The organism is Auritidibacter ignavus, from assembly GCF_029853775.1.
Classification (GTDB): Bacteria; Actinomycetota; Actinomycetes; order Actinomycetales; family Micrococcaceae; genus Auritidibacter; species Auritidibacter ignavus.
Genome location: NZ_CP122564.1, coordinates 640461 through 657955 on the forward strand (window position 1 = coordinate 640461; position 17495 = coordinate 657955).

Here is a 17495-nt window from a genome sequence, read left to right on the forward strand (position 1 = left end):
AATCAGATCTATGGGCGAGCAACGCCACGGAGGACCCGAGACATCGGGCACCGTCGAGCGCGCTGGGGAAGATTCGGGTCGTTACGCAATCGACAACCCGGGTCTGCCGCCACACCGGCGGCGTCTTGCTGATGAGGATCCACGAGAAGCCAAGAAAGCTGAACGGCAAGTCTCTGTGCTGTTCATCATCTCGATTATCGGCACGATCGTCTTCTTCATCGGCTACTTCGGTGTCGGTCAGATTGGCCCCGATACCGGGTTCGACACCTTGCGCTTGCAGAACACGCTACTAGGTCTTGGCACGGCCTTCGCGATGTTGGGTATCGGTGTGGGTATTGTGCATTGGGCCAAAACCCTGATGCCCGACCACGAATGGGTCGAGGACCGCCATGAGGTCACCAGCGCCGAGGACCAAGAGGAAGCTCGCAAGATTGTCAACGACGTCGTTGATGAGTCCCAGATCAAGCGTCGCCCGCTGTTGCGCAATACTCTCATCGGTGCACTCGCCCTGGCTCCGTTACCCGCTATCGCGATGTTCCGCGATCTGGATGACTCCGATAACCGCTCGGATAACGTCGCTGAGAACTTCGGTGTGGAGCGTTTGCGTCACACCATGTGGGACGAAGGCGTCCGGTTGGTCCGCGACATCACCGGCACCCCGATCAAGGCCAGCGACGTAACCATCGGCTCGGCTTTCCATGTGGTTCCTGAAGGATTGCTGGAGCTCGAGCACGACAAGCTGAACCAGAAGGCCAAGGCCGTCGTGCTGTTGATGCGGTTGAACCCCGAAGACTTGCAGATTTCCGAGGGTCGCGAGGACTGGAACGTTGATGGCATCGTGGCCTACTCCAAGATCTGCACCCACGTTGGTTGCCCGGTGGCGCTGTACGAGCAGCACACCCACCACCTGCTGTGCCCCTGCCACCAGTCAACTTTCGATCTCACGCAGGAGTGCAAAGTGATCTTCGGCCCGGCTAGCCACGCGCTGCCGCAACTACCGATTACCGTTGACGATGAAGGCTTCCTGGTTGCCCAAAGCGACTTCCACGAGCCTGTTGGACCTGCCTATTGGGAGCGTGACAGGAACCGATGACAACAGTCCACGATTACAATGCATCCACTCGCACCGGTAAGATCGCGAACTTTGTCGATACTCGCGTTGGTGCCTCCAAGATCATCAAGGAGTTCGGACGCAAGCTGTTCCCGGACCACTGGACCTTTCTGTTCGGTGAAGTCGCGCTCTACAGTTTTGTGATCCTGGTGCTCTCCGGAGCTTTCCTGACCTTCTTCTTCGACCCGTCGATGTCCCACGTGACCTATGAGGGTTCATATAAGCCGCTCTACGGTGTGGAAATGTCGGCAGCCTATGCATCCGCTCTAGATATCTCCTTTGATATTCGTGGCGGTCTGTTTATGCGCCAACTGCACCACTGGGCAGCTCTGCTGTTCATGGCTTCGCTATCCTTCCACATGTTGCGTGTGTTCTTCACCGGTGCCTTCCGTCGCCCGCGCGAACTGAACTGGGTCGTGGGCTGTACTTTGCTGGTGCTGGGCATCCTGGCTGGCTTCACCGGTTATTCCTTGCCCGACGATGTGCTCTCCGGTAACGGTCTTCGTATTGTCGACGGCATGATCAAGGCCGTTCCGATTGTCGGTACCTACATCTCGATGTTCCTCTTCGGCGGCGAGTTCCCCGGCGAGGACATCATCAGCCGGTTGTACTCCTTGCACATTATGGTCATCCCCGGTCTACTGATCCTGTTGATTGCAATCCACCTGTTCATGGTGGTCACTCACAAGCACACCCAGTACCCGGGTCCTGGCCGCAGCGAGCAGAACGTGGTGGGCTACCCGATTGGCCCCGTGTACGCTGCCAAAGCCGGTGGGTTCTTCTTCATCGTCTTCGGTATCCTGGCGCTGATTGCCGGCCTGTTCCAGATGAACGCGATCTGGAACTACGGACCGTATGACCCTTCCCCGGTGTCGGCTGGTACCCAGCCTGACTGGTATGTCGGCTTCGGTGACGGCGCTTTGCGTCTGATGCCCGGTATGCTCGGCGACTACTCCTTCCTGTGGCACATTCCCACGCCGTGGGGTGAGAACGCTTTGCCGATGGGCGTGTTGACACCGCTGATCCCAATGGCCTTGTTGATCCTGGGGATGTTCGTCTGGCCCTGGATTGAACGCTGGATCACCAAGGACAACCGCGAACACCACGTTCTTGACCGTCCGCGTAACGCCCCGGGTCGTACCGGTGTCGGCGTTGCCGGTGTCATTTTCTACTGTGTGATGTGGGCAGCAGCATCCTCGGACTTGATCGCTACCCACTTCCACGTCTCGCTCAACGACGTGACCTACGTGCTCCGCGTGCTGTACTTCTTGGGCCCAATCCTTGGATTCATCATCACCCGTCGCGTGTGTCTGTCGTTGCAACGCAAGGACCGCGAGATCGCCTTGCACGGTCGTGAGGCCGGTATCATTCAGATGTCTCCGAGCGGTGGCTTTTCCGAGAAACACGAACGCGTCAGCGACTACCGTCTCTATGAGTTGGTGGCCTTCGAATCCCAGAAGCCGGTTCCTGCTCAGCCCAATAAGAAGGGCAAGATCGGTGGCATGGAGAAGATGCGCGCTGGCCTGGCACGGTTGCTCTTCGAAGAGCGCGTCGAGCCGGTGTCCCGTGCTGAGCTGGCTGAAGCCGAGGCCCACGATCACGGTCACGAGGAAATCACCGACGCCTCCTCGGACACCAACTCGCTGGAGCGCTAAGCCGGCACCAACATAGTCTGTGGCCCACTCCCCTGTTGAGGGGCGTGGGCCACAGCTGTGTCTCGTACGTTTAGGTAAAGGGTGACTCGTCTTGCGTTTGTGCCTAGGCTGGGTGGTATGACGACCATTAACAGTACACAGATTCATCTGCAATCGCGCCCGCAGGGCGTCCCGACCCACGACAATTTTGAGACCGCCACCATCGGCCTTCCCGATCTGGGCGACACCGAGGTGCGTGTGGCCAATGATTTCATCTCGGTTGATCCATACATGCGTGGACGGATGAGTGATGCCAAGAGCTACTCAGCCCCCTATGAGGTCGGCGAGGTCATGACCGGTGGCGCTGTAGGACACGTCATCGAGTCTCGTGATCCCAATCTCCCCGAGGGCACCATCGTCCTCCACAATCTGGGATGGCGCGATATTGCTCAGGGGTCCTCCGAGATCTTTCGCCCGATTCATCCTGCATCCGACGACATCCCCTTATCGCTGTACTTCGGACTACTCGGTATGCCCGGCAGAACGGCCTATGTTGGTTTGACGCGTGTCGCACGATTACAGCCAGGCGAAACAGTCTTCGTCTCCGGTGCGGCCGGTGCGGTGGGCACCGCCGTGGGCCAGTTTGCACGGTTGCTGGGCGCCAGCAAGGTATATGGCTCAGCGGGCGGACCCGAAAAGTGTGCGTTAATCACCCAGAAATACGGATTTGATGAAGCCATCGATTACAAGGCCGCCCCGATTCGAGAGCAAGTCAACGAGGTCATCGGTGACGATGGGCTCAATGTGTATTTCGATAATGTCGGAGGCGACCACCTGGAGGCGGCCATCGACGTGCTGGCACCGTTCGGACGCGTCGCGATGTGCGGTGCGATCGGTCAATACAATGCCACGGAACCGCAACCGGGGCCCGACAACATGACCAAAGTCTTGCGCCAGAAATTGCGCATTCAAGGCTTCATCGTCGGAGACTACACTGACGACCTCGGCGATGAATTCGACACTGTGGTCGGCAACTGGTTTGCAGACGGAAAGCTGACCTACGACGAAACGGTGGTCAACGGCATTGAGAACAGCGTTGATGCCTTCCTGGGGCTCCTGCGGGGAGAGAACTCCGGGAAAATGGTCGTCAAGATCTAGCCTAGCCGTCTCCGCTCAGCCCAAGATACAACGCCAGCACGGACCGGTTCCGTGAACACCACATAAACAAGGACCGGCCGTTATCCGCCAAGCAAAGCGGATAACGGCCGGTCCTTGTCTGTCACGTCATACTAGGCGGGGCTGAATTTTCGCCTTAGTGGGCGTGCTCCCCCGTCGAGAACTCGAAGACCCATCCAATAAGGAAGAACAAGCCCAGTGCGGCACCGATGAAAAAGATCCACCAACCAACAGCAACGCCGAGCACAATGACTGCGCAGGCCACGCCCAGCCCAAGCGGCCACCAGCTCCACGGCGCAAAGCTGCCGTAGGTACCGGAGTAATCCTCGATCTCACCGTCTTCACGATCGGACGGTCCGGTCTTGAATTTCCGGTCGGTGAGCCACAGGTAGAAGGAGATCATCCAGCTCATCGCTGCCAGGGCAAAGAATGCCGGGATGCCAACCCATTCGGTAAAACGCGTGGCGAACATGTAGATCACAGCGACGATGACGAAGAAGGCACCAATGATGTTGAAAACGGCGATTGATGGTTTCATGCCCGTGCACCTTCCTTGTCGATACGGTATGAGGACTCAGGATCCGGCGAACTGGGGAGCAACTCGGGGTGATGCAGGTCCAGTGCCGGGCGCTCGGAACGGATTCGTGGCAGAGCGTGGAAGTTGTGGCGCGGTGGCGGGCAGGAGGTTGCCCACTCCAGCGAGCCACCGAAGCCCCACGGGTCGTCGACGGTGACCTTCTTGGCCTTGCGGTGGGTGATGTAGATGTTCCAGAAGAATGGAATCATCGAGGCACCCAGCAACATCGCAAAGACCGTGGAGAACTGGTTCATACCGGTGAAACCGTCCTCCGGCATGTAGTCGGCGTAGCGGCGAGGCATGCCCATAACACCCAGCCAGTGCTGAACCAAGAAGGTCCCGTGGAAGCCAATGAACAGCATCCAGAACTGGATTTTCCCCAGACGTTCGTTGAGCATCTTTCCGGTGAACTTCGGCCACCAGAAGTAGAAGCCAGCGAACATCGCGAAGACCACAGTACCGAAGATCACGTAGTGGAAGTGTGCCACCACGAAGTAGGTGTCGGAAACGTGGAAGTCCAGCGGCGGGGAGGCCAGAATGACACCGGTTAGACCACCGAAGAGGAAGGTGACCATGAAGCCCAGCGTCCACAGCATTGGGTTTTCGAAGGTAATGGATCCGCGCCACATGGTGCCGATCCAGTTCACAAACTTCACACCGGTCGGGACCGCAATGAGCATGGTCATCAGCGAGAAGAACGGCAACAGTACCGAACCGGTGACGTACATGTGGTGTGCCCACACGGTCATAGACAACGCAGCGATAGCGGTGGTCGCAAACACCAGAGACTTATACCCGAAGATCGGCTTGCGGGAGAAAACCGGGATGATCTCTGAGGCAATACCGAAGAACGGTAGCGCGATCACGTACACCTCGGGGTGTCCGAAGAACCAGAACAGGTGCTGCCAGAGGATGGCACCACCGTTTTCCGGGTTGAAGATGTTGCCATCAAAGCGACGGTCCAGACCCAGTGCGAAAAGCGCCGAGGCCAGTGGCGGGAAGGCCATCAGGATCAGGATACTGGTGATCAGGGTGTTCCAGGTGAAGATCGGCATACGCCACATGGTCATACCTGGAGCACGCATACTAATGATGGTGGTGATGAAGTTGACACCACCCATGATAGTGCCGAAGCCCTGTAGCGCCAGACCAAAGACCCAGAGATCACCACCCACACCGGGTGAGAATGTCGTGTTGGACAGGGGCGCATAGGCGAACCAACCGAAGGAGGCTGCACCCTGCGGCGTCAGGAACCCGGCGGTGGCGATCAGCGAACCGAACAGGAAGAACCAGAAGGCCAGGGCGTTCAGTCGAGGGAAGGCCACGTCGGGGGCACCAATCTGTAGTGGCACCAGCACGTTGGCGAAACCCACAAACAGCGGTGTGGCGAACATCAACAACATCAGGGTTCCGTGCATGGTGAACAGCTGGTTGAACTGTTCTTTGGTCTGCAGGATCTGCATACCTGGGCTGAACAGCTCGGCACGGATCAACAGTGCCATCACACCGGCGATGCAGAAGAACGCAAAGGAGGTGATCAGGTACATGTACCCAAGCGTCTTGTGGTCAGTGGTGGTGAGCCAGTTGACGACAATGCGCCCCTTGGATACCGGAACTACTCGAGGTTGAGCTCGAGTCTGCGAGTCATCCTGGGTGTATTCATAGGTGGTCATAGTTATTACTCCTCAACCCGTTCCGGGTCACCGAGCGGAATCTCAGCATCTTGCTGACCGTCTTCGTTCTGGTTGGTGTTACGGTTCAGCTCATCACCGGAGAGACCCTCAGGCAACTGCTCGAGTTGGTCACGGAATTCTTCTTCCGAGACAACTTCGACGTTAAACAGCATTTCTGAGTGGTATTCACCGCACAGCTCAGCACACTTGCCCTGGAAAGTCCCTTCTTCCTGAGGGGTCAGGTACATATGGTTGGTCTGGCCGGGAACCATATCGAGCTTCTGCAAGAAAGCTGGGATCCAGAAGGAGTGGACCACATCACGAGATTTCAGACGGAACTCGACAGGAACATCAACCGGCAGATATAGGGTCGGCAAGGTTTCTTCGACGCCCTCGGACCCGTCGAGGTGAGCCTGCTCGCCGTAGAAGTGACGCTCTTCGCCGTCGTATTCGTAGTCGAAGTCCCACGCCCACTGCTTACCGTAAACGGTGACGGTCAGCGGGGAGTCTTCAACCGGAGTGTCGACCGAGCGCTGCACGCGGTCGGTGAAACCCCACAGGGTGAGGACCAAGATGATCGGGATGATAGTGAACATGGTTTCCATCGGAACGTTGTAGGCGTTCTGACGCGGGAAACCACGATCTTCCTTACGACGACGATAGGCGATCATGCACCACAGCATCAGGCTCCATGCGGCCACGCCGATCACCAAGGCGGCGATCCACGAGCCGACCCACAAGTGGGTCAGTTCTTCCGTGTGGTTCGTGGTGTCGTTGCTGCCTGGTAGCCAGCCCCGCTTTACTTGTTCTGAACATGCCGTGAGAACAAGCAACCCGATGGTGGCTAGCGCTCCTCCTTGGAGAAGCCGTTTACCGTGGCTGCCGGCTTGATTCTGCGATCTCACAGACGGCCCTTCCTCTTCATTACAAATCAGTGCGAGTGTGTCTATATAGAACTGTACCCCGTTTTCCTCAGCGGACTGAAGTCTGGGCACAGACCAAGACCGTTATGGTGTTTTCTATTTTAGAGTCTCAGGACCACCTGGGGTGAACAATGACACGAGACAGCGGACCAGATCATGGGCTCATGGTCTGGTCCGCTGTCATTTACTGTCCCGTACCTCGGTACTGCACTCTGGCTTGGTTCCTCAGCCGTTAGTGGAAGGAATCACCGCAAGCGCACGATCCTGCAGCGTTTGGGTTGTCGATCGTGAATCCCACTTTGGTGATGGAGTCTTCAAAATCGATGTTGGCGCCGATCAAATACGGAACCGACATCTTATCGACGATCACCTCAACGCCGTCGAAATCGCGGACGGCATCTCCGTCAAGGACGCGCTCATCGAAGTAAAGCTGGTAGATCAGTCCGGAACAACCCCCGGGCTGAACAGCGATGCGCAACCGAAGATCTTCGCGGCCCTCTTGGGTGAGTAGCTCGCGGACCTTCGCGGCCGCAACATCACTGAGGGTGACCTCGTGGGTGGGCAACCCGTCGGCAGGTGCGGCCGGCGGCAGATTCACGGACGACTGTTCCTGTGCTTCAGTAGTCATTTTCCGCCTTCTCTCAGATCGATCAAGGAGATCACGTAGATCGGATGGTTCAATTAGGTCGCACCTGGGCCTGAGGGCCTCACGAAAGCCATAGCCTCAGATGCTTTGTCTTCCATTGTAGACACTCTGTTATAACGGGGCGGGTGTTTTGTCACGCAGAGCGCAACCCGGGGTCTCAGCGACGGTCCCCTGACCACCTGGTAGATCGTCGCCCCCAGTGTGCCCGCTGAAACAGACATGATTGTTAGCGTGAGTCATAGGTTACCGAACAAGTTCGTTTTCAGAAGCGTTAACAGCACGACCGCACTATCGTAGAAAGGATCTTGGCTAGGATGGCCTCGATCTTCCGCCCGCGTACGGTCACCATCCCCGAGGAGCACCTGGACGAACTTGACACAGTGGTGCGGGGAATGCCGCAACGATATGGCAAACAGGTCGCGACTTTCGGTGATGAACTCTGGACGGTCGAGGGCCAGCCTCAGCTCGGTCCGGAGCCCTACGGTAGCGGTGACAGTTTTCGCTACACGACTACCTTTTCAATCCTCGAGGACGATCTCTCAGCACAAGCACAACAACAAGTTGTCGAGGATTTCCAGGACCTCGCCGACGAGTTGGGGCTAAGCCGCAACGAGGGCAACCCGTCCGAGCTAACCGCCAGCGACTGACCCAGCGGTGGGATTGTTCTATTGTTCACGATCTGGCCCGATTAAGCAGACGGGCCAGCAACAGGATTTCGGCGGTAATGCACCGGTAGAAATCCGGAAGGTACAAGGACTCGTTGGCCGAGTGCGCCCGGGTATTTGGGTCCTCCACCCCGGTGATCAAAATAGTGGCTTCGGGGAAGACTTCGGCGAGATCTCCGGTCAGGGGGATGGACCCGCCCAGACCGGTGGCGACCGGGTCGGTCCCAAAAGCATCCCGCAGACAGGACAACATCAGCTGGGTGGTGGCCGAGTCGAGGTCAGTGCTAAATGGTGAACCTTTCTCGCCCGGTTCCAGGGTGATCTCGGCGCCGAAAATATCGAGGGACTCCACGTGCTCCCGGACGCGTTGCATCGCCTCGTCGGGGGTCACCCCGGGGCCGATGCGTAGTGAGAACTTCGCCCGGGCCTGCGGGATGATGGTATTTGAGGCGTGGTTGAGCTCCGGTAGGTCGGTTCCCAAAATGCTCAGGGCGGGTTTATGCCAGAGTCGTTCGGCAATCGACCCGGTGCCGGCTAACCGCACCGAGTCCACGATGCCGGCCTGGGCACGCAGGTCCTCTTCGGGGTAGTCCACCTGGGCCTGGCCCGATGTTCCGTGCAGGCCGGGGATGGCCACGTCTCCGTGCTCGTCGTGTAAGGTCGCAATAACTTTGGAGAGCACGGTGGCCGCATCAAGTACCACTCCCCCAAACAGGCCCGAGTGCACCGCGTGATCGAGGATTTTGACATGAATGGTGCCATCAACCACCCCGCGTAGCGAGCTGGTGATCGCGGGCACGCCTTCGGCCCAGTTAGCTGAGTCGGCAACGACCACCACGTCGGCGGCGAGCTTGTCGCGGTGGCGGTCAAGGAAGGCGCGGAAGGTCGGTGAGGCGACTTCTTCTTCACCTTCAATCAGCACGGTGATCCCCAGCCCGTGGTCAGTACCCAGTAGCTCGTTGAGTGCGGTCACCGCTGCCACGTGGACCATAATCCCGGCTTTATCGTCGGCGGCCCCGCGACCGTAGAGGCGGTCGCCGATACGTGTGGCAGTGAAGGGGCCGGTGTCCCACAGGGCCAGATCTCCGGTGGGTTGCACGTCGTGGTGGGCATAGAGCAGGATCGTGGGGGCTCCCGGGGCCGGCGCCCGGCGGGCGAGCACGGCCGGGCCACCGCGGTCGCCGTCCGGTTGCTTCGGATCCAGCGGTTCGCTCAGGATCTCTACCTCATCGAAACCGGCCCGGGTCATCAGGGCTTTCACGGCTTCAGCGCAGGTGTCCAGCACGGTGCGGTCGTAGCCGGGAAAGGCGATGGAGGGGATCGCGACCAGCTCGGTGAGGTGTTGCAGAATCTGGTCAGCGTGAGCGGTGACCCAGTCGGTGGCATCGTCAGCGGTGAGTTCAGTGTGATCGGCCATGAACACCACAGTAGTTGTTGGTGCGGGTCGGGTGGCAGAGGGTGAGGGTGATTCCGCATAGAATAGGGGACGTGTTTGGACGTAAGAAGACTGAGAAGACTGCTGAGGTCGACGAGGTAGAGGCCACCATCGAGCCGGTGGTGGAGAAGAAGAACTCGAAGACGACCCCCGCTAAGGGTGCCCCGACCCCGAAACGTCGTGATCAGGAGGCAGCCAACCGTCGCCCGCTGATTATGGATAACCGCAAGGAGGCCAAACGGGCCCAGCGCCAGGCGGTCGCCGAAGAGCGCGCCAAAATGCGTCGTGCCATGGAGACCGGCGATGAGAAGCACATGCCCTATCGCGATAAGGGTCCCCAGCGGCGTTATGCCCGGGACTTTGTGGATGCCCGCTATGGGATTAGCGAGTGGCTGATGATCATGGTGCTGGTGTTCTTATTGCTGTCTTTTGTCCAGATTCCAGAGGTCCAGGTCTTTATTTCGGTGGGCCTGATGGTGCTGGTCGTGGTCGTGGTGGTCGAAGGCTTCTGGGTCGGCCACCAGCTGAAGAAACGTCTGACCGAGAAATTTGGGGAGCTGGAGCGCGGTGTGCGCTGGTACGGTGCCATGCGCGCGTTGCAGTTGCGCCGGTTACGCCTGCCGAAGCCCCAGGTCAAGCGTGGGGAATTCCCCCGCTAACCCGCTCGTGACGCCAAGCGCTCAGGTTATTGCGCAGATCCCGGTTGATCCGGTAGACCCACAGCGGTCCTTGATAGAGGAAGGCCGTATAGCCCTGCACTAAGTCAGCTCCGGCACGCAGGCGCTGGATAACATCCGCTCCGGTGGTCACTCCCCCGACGGACATCACGGCCAGCGAGGATCCAGTGGCATCCAGGTGGGCACGCAACAGAGTGAGCACATCCAGGGAACGCTGGCTAAGGGGTTTGCCGGACAGTCCCCCACCGCCGTAGGACTCCACGGTGGTCGGGTCGGTGACCAGGCCCTCACGGGAGATCGTGGTGTTGGTGGCCACCAAACCGTCCAGCCCGAGTTCCCCGGCCAGGTCAGCCACCGCCAGCACATCCTCATCGGCGAGATCGGGGGCGATTTTCACCGCCAATGGCACGTGACGGCCGGTAGATTTCAGCGCCTGATCGCGCACCGCCGTCAGGATCGGACGAAGCGCTTCCACGGCCTGGAGTTGCCGGAGACCGGGGGTATTGGGGCTGGAGACGTTGACCACCAGATAGTCGGCGTGGCGAGCCAGCCGATCGGTGGACTCGCGGTAGTCTTCCACGGCGTTGTCGAGTGCGACCACTTTGGTTTTGCCAATGTTGACCCCGAGGATGGGGCGGTGGGTCCCAAACCGGCGGGTGAGTTTTTTCCGCGTTGCAGCCAGCCGGGGTTCAATAACGCGGGCCCCGGCGTTGTTGAACCCCATACGGTTGATCAGGGCCTGGTCCTGAGGTAGTCGATGCATTCGCGGTGCCGGGTTGCCGGGTTGTGGTTGGGCGGTGATGGTGCCGACTTCCACGTGCCCGAAGCCCAGGTCCATCAGCGCGGCAGTACCCCGGCCTGCTTTATCGAATCCGGCGGCCAGCCCGAAGGGCGAGGGAAACTCCAGGCCCATCACCCGCGTCCGCAGGGCCGGGTCAGCAGTAGCGAGCTTTCGGTACGCTAAAGAGAGACCAGTTGATTCCGCTGAACGGATGGCCTGAAATCCGATCCCGTGTGCTCGCTCGGGTTCCATGTTCTGGAAGACCAGCCGGAAGACCTCCGGGTAGATCCGTGGTGTGCCAGACAGGTTCCAGTCGGTGGATTCAGCGGTCATGCCATCATTGAACCATATTCTGTTTCGCCTCGTCGTGATCCTCTCCGCCTGCTCTCTGACCGCGACCTGATTCAGCCGAAGGTGTCCTGTATGTCCGAGCAACCGATTCATCCTGCACCAGATCAGCTTCCGGATTACCTCACCGATACTGCCCCGGGGGTGTGGGAACCCGACATCATGCGGGGATTTCAACGGCTATCTTTGCCCCTGGGCTATGACGACCAGGGCCCGGTCTCGGCCACCCTGGTGCGCCGTGCGCCGGCAGACGTTGACTGGAGCCTCCCGGTGCCCGGGCGTAACTGCAGCGCCGAACCAGACACGATTCCGGTGCTCTCGGTACACGGGTGGTCGGATTATTTCTTTAACGCCGATGAGGCCGAGGCCTTCGAGCAGGCCGGCTACCGGTTTTACGCCCTGGACTTGCGCAAATATGGCCGGTCGTTGCGGAGCTATCAAACCCCGGGATTCATTGACTCGCTGTCCAATTACGATGATGAGATTCGCGCCGGGCTGGCGGTGCTGGACCGGTTGCATCCGGGACAGCGGCCGGTTCTGCTCGGGCACTCCACGGGGGCGTTGACCTTATCGCTGTGGACCCAGCGACATCCGGGGCGGATTCGGGCGCTGATCATGAATTCGCCGTGGTTGGAGTTGCAGGGCAACTCGTGGGTGCGCGGCATGGCCCAGGCGGTGATGGAGCCGTTGAGTAAGATCTCGCCGAACTCGATGGTGAACCTGCCGCACACGGATAGTTACTGGCAGTCACTATCGGCCCAGGCGCACGGTGAGTGGAACCTGCACCCGCTGTGGCGGCCCCGCTACTCGTTTCGGGTGCCGCGGACCTGGCTAATCGCGGTACTGACCGGACACCGTCTGGTGGCCAGTGGTCTAGAGATTCGGGAGCCGATTTTGGTACTGACTAGTCGGGACACGAAGTTCACCATGAAGTATCAGCCCGAGGTGCAACGGGCTGACGCGGTGATTGATGTCAAGGTCACGGCCGACCGGGCCGCGCACCTGGGACGAACGATGACGCTGGTAAAAATCACCGATGCGCTCCACGATGTCTTTGCCTCAGCACCCGAGGTTCGTCGGGAGGCGCTGACCGTGGCGACCACCTGGTTGGAGTGGGCCTTGGGCTGGCCGGAAGTCTAAACGTTGCTCCGCTGGGCTTGCGGCGGTGGTTACCGGCCGGTGATCTGGTCGACGGCTACGCCGTAGCGACGATCCCGTCGGGCGTAGGTTTCGACGGCTTCCCACAGCGTACGGCGGTCCACATCGGGCCAAAGGGTGTCGGTGAAGACCATTTCGGCATAGGCAGATTGCCATAGCAAGAAATTTGAGGTGCGCTGCTCTCCGGAGGTGCGCAGAAACAAATCTACGTCGGGCACATCGGGTTCATCCAGGTGGGCGCTGATGGTGTCCTCAGTAATGTGCTGTGGCTTCAGCTTCCCGGCAGCCACCTGCGCGGCGATGGTTTTGACCGATTCGGTAATCTCGGCGCGTCCCCCGTAATTGACGCACATCATCAGCTGACAGCGGTCGTTGTCCCGGGTGAGTTCCTCGGCGGCGCGTAGCTCGTTGACCACCGAGTTCCACAGTCGCCCGTGTTGACCGTTCCACCGGATGCGCACACCCCAGCTGTTGAGCGTGTCGCGTTGGCGACGCAAGACGTCCCGCGAAAAGCCCAAGAGGAACCGGACCTCGCTGGGAGAGCGTTTCCAGTTCTCGGTCGAGAAGGCATACACCGAGACGTATTCGATGCCCAGCTGGAGGGCACCGGCCATCACATCCAGTAGCGCAGCTTCTCCGGCCCGGTGCCCTTCGGTGCGCGGCAGTCCTCGCTGATTGGCCCAGCGACCGTTTCCATCCATCACGATCCCCACGTGGCGGGGCAACACCTTGGCAGGAAGTTGTGGCGGTTGTGCTCCCGAGGGGTGGGGTGCGGGATCCAGGTAGTCGGTACGAGTCACGGTGGACAGGGCCTTCCGATGGGTCAGAGCTCGCGCTGGTTCATGACCTGCAGCGAGTGCAGGTTTTGTTCAACATGGAATCTTAAATATTGTGCCACGATCGAGGAGGCCTCCTCGATGACACGACTGGGGTCCAGCTCGTGGGCTGTGGCATCGGCCAACGCCTGCCCGGCAGCATCCCAGTCACCGGTGGCCAGCGCGGCCAACAGGCTGATGGCCTGCCGGCTGGGTGCCAGCGCGCCCTGGGGCCGGCAGTCGAAGCACACGGTCCCACCCAGCAGGATGGAGACTTGCACGTGAGGTCCCGGCGCCCCACACGAGACACAGTCACCGAAGTGGGCACCCCATCCGGCCAGCGCCAGGGCCCGGAGCAGGTAGGAGTCCATAATCAACCGCGGCGGGTGCTGGTGTTTGGCCAGTGCGGCCATTGCCCCATAGAGCAGTCGATAGTGCTCGGCGGTCGTGGGCGTGTCCTCTGCTCGGGTGAGTCGTTCGGCAGTTTCGACCATCGCGGAGGCAGCCCCGTAGGAGTCGTAGTCGGCGGCAATGATGGCCCCGTAGGGGTGGATGGTTTGAGTTTGGGCGATGATGTCTAAGGATTTTCCGGGCACTACTTGCAGGCCGGTGTGCATAAATGGTTCCAGGCTGGACCCGAACTTCGAGGTGGTGCGCCGCACTCCGCGGGCCACGGCCCGAATCTGGCCGTGCGTGTTGCTCAGTGCGACAATAATCCGGTCGGCCTCGGCGAGTTTATAGGTGCGTAGCACGATCGCATCGCACCGGTAGCTCTGAGCAACATAGCTGGCCCCGGCACGACGCGATCGGCTACCACCGGATCCACCACGAGTCTTACTCAGCGGTGGCTTCCTCATCCCGAATGAAGCGGTTCACCGCGGAGGTGACGGCTTTCAGTGATGCGGTGGAGGTGTTGTGGTCCAAGCCCACGCCCCACAGCACGCGGTCGCCAATCGCGCATTCGACGTAGGCGGCCGCCATGGCCTCGCCACCTTCTGACAGCGCGTGTTCGGTGTAGTCCAGCACGCGCACATCCACCCCAGCGTCGTGGAAGAGCTTCACCATCGCCGAGATGGGGCCGTTGCCCTCGGTGGAACGGCTGTGGACGGTGCCATCGACCATCATCTCCACGGTCATCGAGAACTCGCCGGACTCGGTGGTCGTCGAAGAAGAGGAGACGAACTGGTAGCGGCCCCAGCGGTCGGCTTCTTCTGGGCTGGGCAGGTATTCCTTGGTGAAGACCTCCCAGATTTGGTCGCCGGAGATCTCCCCGCCCTGAGCGTCGGAGAGGTCTTGGATCACCCGGGAGAATTCGATCTGGGCCCGCCGTGGCAAGTCCAGGTGGTGCTCGGAGCGCAACAGGTAGGCCACCCCGCCCTTGCCGGACTGGGAGTTGACACGGATCACGGCCTCGTAGCTACGACCCAAGTCTTGGGGATCCACCGGCAAATAGGGCACTTCCCAGACCAGATCGTTGACGTCCACGCCCTTTTCGGCGGCGGTGGCGTCCATGGCGTCGAAGCCCTTGTTGATCGCATCCTGGTGGGAGCCGGAGAAGGCGGTAAAGACCAGGTCCCCGGCCCAGGGCGAGCGGGCGTGGACCGGCATCTGGTTGGCGTATTCGGCCACTCGGCGGATCTTGGGCATATTGGAGAAGTCGATCTCGGGGTCGATGCCCTGGGTGTAGAGGTTCATGCCCAACGTCACCAGATCGACGTTACCGGTGCGCTCGCCATTACCGAATAAGCACCCTTCAATCCGGTCGGCCCCGGCCATATACCCCAGCTCGGAGGCGGCCACCGCGGTGCCGCGGTCATTATGCGGGTGCAGGGAGAGGATGATGGAGTCGCGATGGGCCAGATTGCGGTGCATCCACTCGATGGAGTCGGCGTAGACGTTGGGGGTCGCCATCTCCACGGTGGCCGGCAGGTTGAGAATCATCTGTCGGTCTGGGGAGGCCTCCAAGACCTCCATGACGGCCTCGGAGATTTCGGCGGCGAACTCCAGCTCAGTGCCGGTGAAGGATTCCGGGGAGTATTCGTAGACAATCTCGGTGTTTTTCAGCTGGTCTTCGTATTTGCGACACAACCGCGCACCCTGGGTGGCGATATCGATAATCCCGGCCCGGTCTTCACGGAACACGACCCGGCGCTGGACGATGGAGGTGGAGTTGTACAGGTGGATGATGGCCCGGGGCGCACCTTCCACGGCTTCATAGGTGCGTTCAATCAGGTGTTCCCGAGACTGGGTGAGCACCTGGATGCTGACGTCGTCGGGGATGCGGTCTTCTTCAATCAGCTGGCGGACGAAACGGAAGTCGGTTTCAGAGGCCGAGGGGAAGCCCACCTCGATTTCCTTATACCCCATCTCGACCAACAGCTCGAACATGGCCAGTTTACGGGCCGGACCCATCGGGTCGATCAGGGCCTGGTTCCCATCGCGCAGATCCACCGCACACCAGCGGGGCGCTTTAGTGATGACCTGATCCGGCCAGGTTCGGTCCGGCAACTCCACAGTGATGTGGTCCTGGAAGGGAACGTATTTGCCGATGTTCATACCCGAGGGTTGTTGACGATTCTCCATGAGATGTTCCTGCCTTTGTGAAAGCTTTGTGTGAGTTCAATGCTGTGGCAGGCCGTGAGTCAATACTCCGTAACGGGGTCCGGCCTCAAGTGAAGTTGTTGCGTTTAGTCCATCACCTTGGCCCCGCTACGGCACGATAGTAGCAGGGTGAGAGCCGAGAGAACCGGTGAGGAACGCATACCGCAACTCTAACACGTGGTGTGTGTTCTCAGTGATGGCTGCCACGCCGGGTCAGTATCCGGGGTGGTGCCGCAGGTCGTCGTCTCAGAGGTCCTCAAAGCCGACCCGGCGCATTTGTTTGGGGTCGCGTTGCCATTCTTTGGCGACTTTGACCCGCAGGTCCAGGTACACCTTGGTGCCCAAGAGTTTTTCAATCTCGGCCCGGGCCCTCGCCCCGATTGTGCGCAGCTGGGCTGCTTTCGTGCCGATGACGATCGCTTTCTGAGAGTCACGCTCCACGTAGATGGCGGCGTATACATCGGTGATGGGTGCTTTGGTGTGGCGTCGAGACGCGCGCTGCCCGTCTCCGGCGTCGTGTTGCGCGGTGGTCTCCTCGTCGCGCTCGCGCAGGCTCATCTCCTCGACCACCACGGCCAGGGAGTGTGGGAGTTCGTCGCGGAAGTCTTCCAGGGCGGCTTCTCGGATGAGTTCAGCGACCATGACCGTGTCGGCTTCATCGGTGAGTTCATCGTCCGGGTACAGTTTCGGGGATTCGGGCACGTAGTTGGCCAGCACCGTGGCAACGGTGTCGACCTGGAAGGCCGTCAAAGCCGAGACTGGCACGAGCTCGGCGAATCCCCCGTGCTCGGCTAGCATCTCATCGCCCAGCGCCTGGACGTGAAGTAGCTTCTCCCCGAGGTGTTGTTTGGTGACTTTATCGGCTTTGGTGACCAGCGCGATCACGGGGGTGTCCTTCAGGTAGGACAGTTGGGTGACGATGAACCGGTCGCCGGGGCCGATGGCTTCATCGGCGGGCAAACACAATCCGACCGCGTCCACCCCGGCCAGGGTTTCGGCCACCAGGTCGTTGAGCTTTTCTCCCAGGAGCGTGCGGGGCCGGTGGAGGCCGGGGGTATCGACCAGGATCAGCTGGTAGTCCTCGGTGGAGATGATGCCACGGAGCACCCGCCGGGTGGTTTGGGGCTTGGAGGAGGTGATGGCCACTTTGGTGCCGACCAGCGCGTTGGTGAGGGTGGATTTTCCGGCATTGGGCCGACCCACCAGGCTGATGAACCCGGCCCGGTAGCCGGGAGTGTTGTCGGCGGGATGCTGGGGTGCGTGGTGATCGTTCAT

The 17495-nt window shown here is 60.2% G+C and carries 16 protein-coding genes; 6 read left to right on the top strand and 10 right to left on the bottom strand.

What is annotated here, in order from left to right:
• The first annotated feature begins 10 nt into the window (after window positions 1-10).
• The 3 genes from qcrA to QDX22_RS02845 all read left to right on the top strand — a co-directional run bounded on the left by qcrA (window position 11) and on the right by QDX22_RS02845 (window position 3903).
• Window positions 11-1093, top strand: coding sequence for a cytochrome bc1 complex Rieske iron-sulfur subunit (gene qcrA / locus QDX22_RS02835; protein ID WP_110098370.1), 1083 nt, complete (start codon window positions 11-13; stop codon window positions 1091-1093).
• The gene (gene qcrB, locus QDX22_RS02840; RefSeq protein WP_110098371.1) at window positions 1090-2766 is read left to right on the top strand and encodes a cytochrome bc1 complex cytochrome b subunit; all 1677 of its coding nucleotides are present in this window, start codon (window positions 1090-1092) and stop codon (window positions 2764-2766) included. The genes qcrA and qcrB overlap by 4 nt, the downstream gene beginning before the upstream one ends.
• Window positions 2767-2883: 117 nt before the next feature.
• Complete coding sequence (locus QDX22_RS02845; protein ID WP_110098372.1) at window positions 2884-3903, top strand: NADP-dependent oxidoreductase; 1020 nt, start codon at window positions 2884-2886, stop codon at window positions 3901-3903.
• Window positions 3904-4057: 154 nt separating this feature from the next.
• Here the strand turns inward: QDX22_RS02845 and QDX22_RS02850 are convergent, their stop codons facing one another.
• The 4 genes from QDX22_RS02850 to QDX22_RS02865 form a co-directional block, all read right to left on the bottom strand.
• Entirely contained in the window at window positions 4058-4459 is a 402-nt protein-coding gene (locus tag QDX22_RS02850; protein WP_110098373.1) for a cytochrome c oxidase subunit 4, read from the bottom strand.
• Window positions 4456-6171 carry an aa3-type cytochrome oxidase subunit I gene (gene ctaD, locus QDX22_RS02855; protein ID WP_110098374.1) on the bottom strand — a complete coding sequence of 572 codons (1716 nt, stop codon included), beginning with the start codon at window positions 6169-6171 and terminating at the stop codon, window positions 4456-4458. The genes QDX22_RS02850 and ctaD overlap by 4 nt, the downstream gene beginning before the upstream one ends.
• A 5-nt stretch (window positions 6172-6176) precedes the next feature.
• Entirely contained in the window at window positions 6177-7076 is a 900-nt protein-coding gene (gene ctaC / locus QDX22_RS02860) for an aa3-type cytochrome oxidase subunit II (RefSeq protein WP_110110177.1), read from the bottom strand.
• A gap of 250 nt (window positions 7077-7326) precedes the next feature.
• Entirely contained in the window at window positions 7327-7722 is a 396-nt protein-coding gene (locus QDX22_RS02865) for a HesB/IscA family protein (RefSeq protein ID WP_110098376.1), read from the bottom strand.
• Between the two features lie 332 nt (window positions 7723-8054).
• On the opposite strand from QDX22_RS02865, the gene QDX22_RS02870 reads away from it, so the two are divergent.
• Window positions 8055-8387 (top strand): hypothetical protein, encoded by a 333-nt coding sequence (locus QDX22_RS02870; protein WP_110100545.1) that lies wholly within the window; start codon window positions 8055-8057, stop codon window positions 8385-8387.
• Between the two features lie 25 nt (window positions 8388-8412).
• Here QDX22_RS02870 and QDX22_RS02875 read toward each other — a convergent pair whose 3' ends face one another.
• Window positions 8413-9822, bottom strand: a complete 1410-nt coding sequence (locus QDX22_RS02875) for a M20/M25/M40 family metallo-hydrolase (protein WP_122549369.1) — start codon at window positions 9820-9822, stop codon at window positions 8413-8415.
• A 71-nt stretch (window positions 9823-9893) separates the two neighbouring features.
• On the opposite strand from QDX22_RS02875, the gene QDX22_RS02880 reads away from it, so the two are divergent.
• Complete coding sequence (locus QDX22_RS02880) at window positions 9894-10499, top strand: DUF3043 domain-containing protein (RefSeq protein ID WP_110098379.1); 606 nt, start codon at window positions 9894-9896, stop codon at window positions 10497-10499.
• Here QDX22_RS02880 and QDX22_RS02885 read toward each other — a convergent pair.
• Window positions 10474-11631, bottom strand: a complete 1158-nt coding sequence (locus QDX22_RS02885) for a quinone-dependent dihydroorotate dehydrogenase (protein WP_110100543.1) — start codon at window positions 11629-11631, stop codon at window positions 10474-10476. The genes QDX22_RS02880 and QDX22_RS02885 overlap by 26 nt on opposite strands.
• A gap of 90 nt (window positions 11632-11721) precedes the next feature.
• Between QDX22_RS02885 and QDX22_RS02890 the strand changes: the two genes are divergently transcribed.
• Window positions 11722-12786 (top strand): alpha/beta hydrolase, encoded by a 1065-nt coding sequence (locus QDX22_RS02890; RefSeq protein ID WP_110098381.1) that lies wholly within the window; start codon window positions 11722-11724, stop codon window positions 12784-12786.
• Window positions 12787-12815: 29 nt separating this feature from the next.
• Here QDX22_RS02890 and QDX22_RS02895 read toward each other — a convergent pair whose 3' ends face one another.
• From QDX22_RS02895 to era, 4 genes are all read right to left on the bottom strand, one after another.
• A complete protein-coding gene (locus QDX22_RS02895; protein ID WP_233487867.1) occupies window positions 12816-13604 on the bottom strand; it encodes an isoprenyl transferase in 789 nt (262 codons plus the stop codon).
• 23 nt (window positions 13605-13627) lie between these two features.
• Entirely contained in the window at window positions 13628-14476 is an 849-nt protein-coding gene (gene recO / locus QDX22_RS02900; RefSeq protein ID WP_110098383.1) for a DNA repair protein RecO, read from the bottom strand.
• Window positions 14454-16202 (bottom strand): 2-isopropylmalate synthase, encoded by a 1749-nt coding sequence (gene leuA / locus QDX22_RS02905; RefSeq protein WP_110098384.1) that lies wholly within the window; start codon window positions 16200-16202, stop codon window positions 14454-14456. The genes recO and leuA overlap by 23 nt, the downstream gene beginning before the upstream one ends.
• Window positions 16203-16466: 264 nt before the next feature.
• The gene (era, locus tag QDX22_RS02910; protein WP_110100540.1) at window positions 16467-17495 is read right to left on the bottom strand and encodes a GTPase Era; all 1029 of its coding nucleotides are present in this window, start codon (window positions 17493-17495) and stop codon (window positions 16467-16469) included.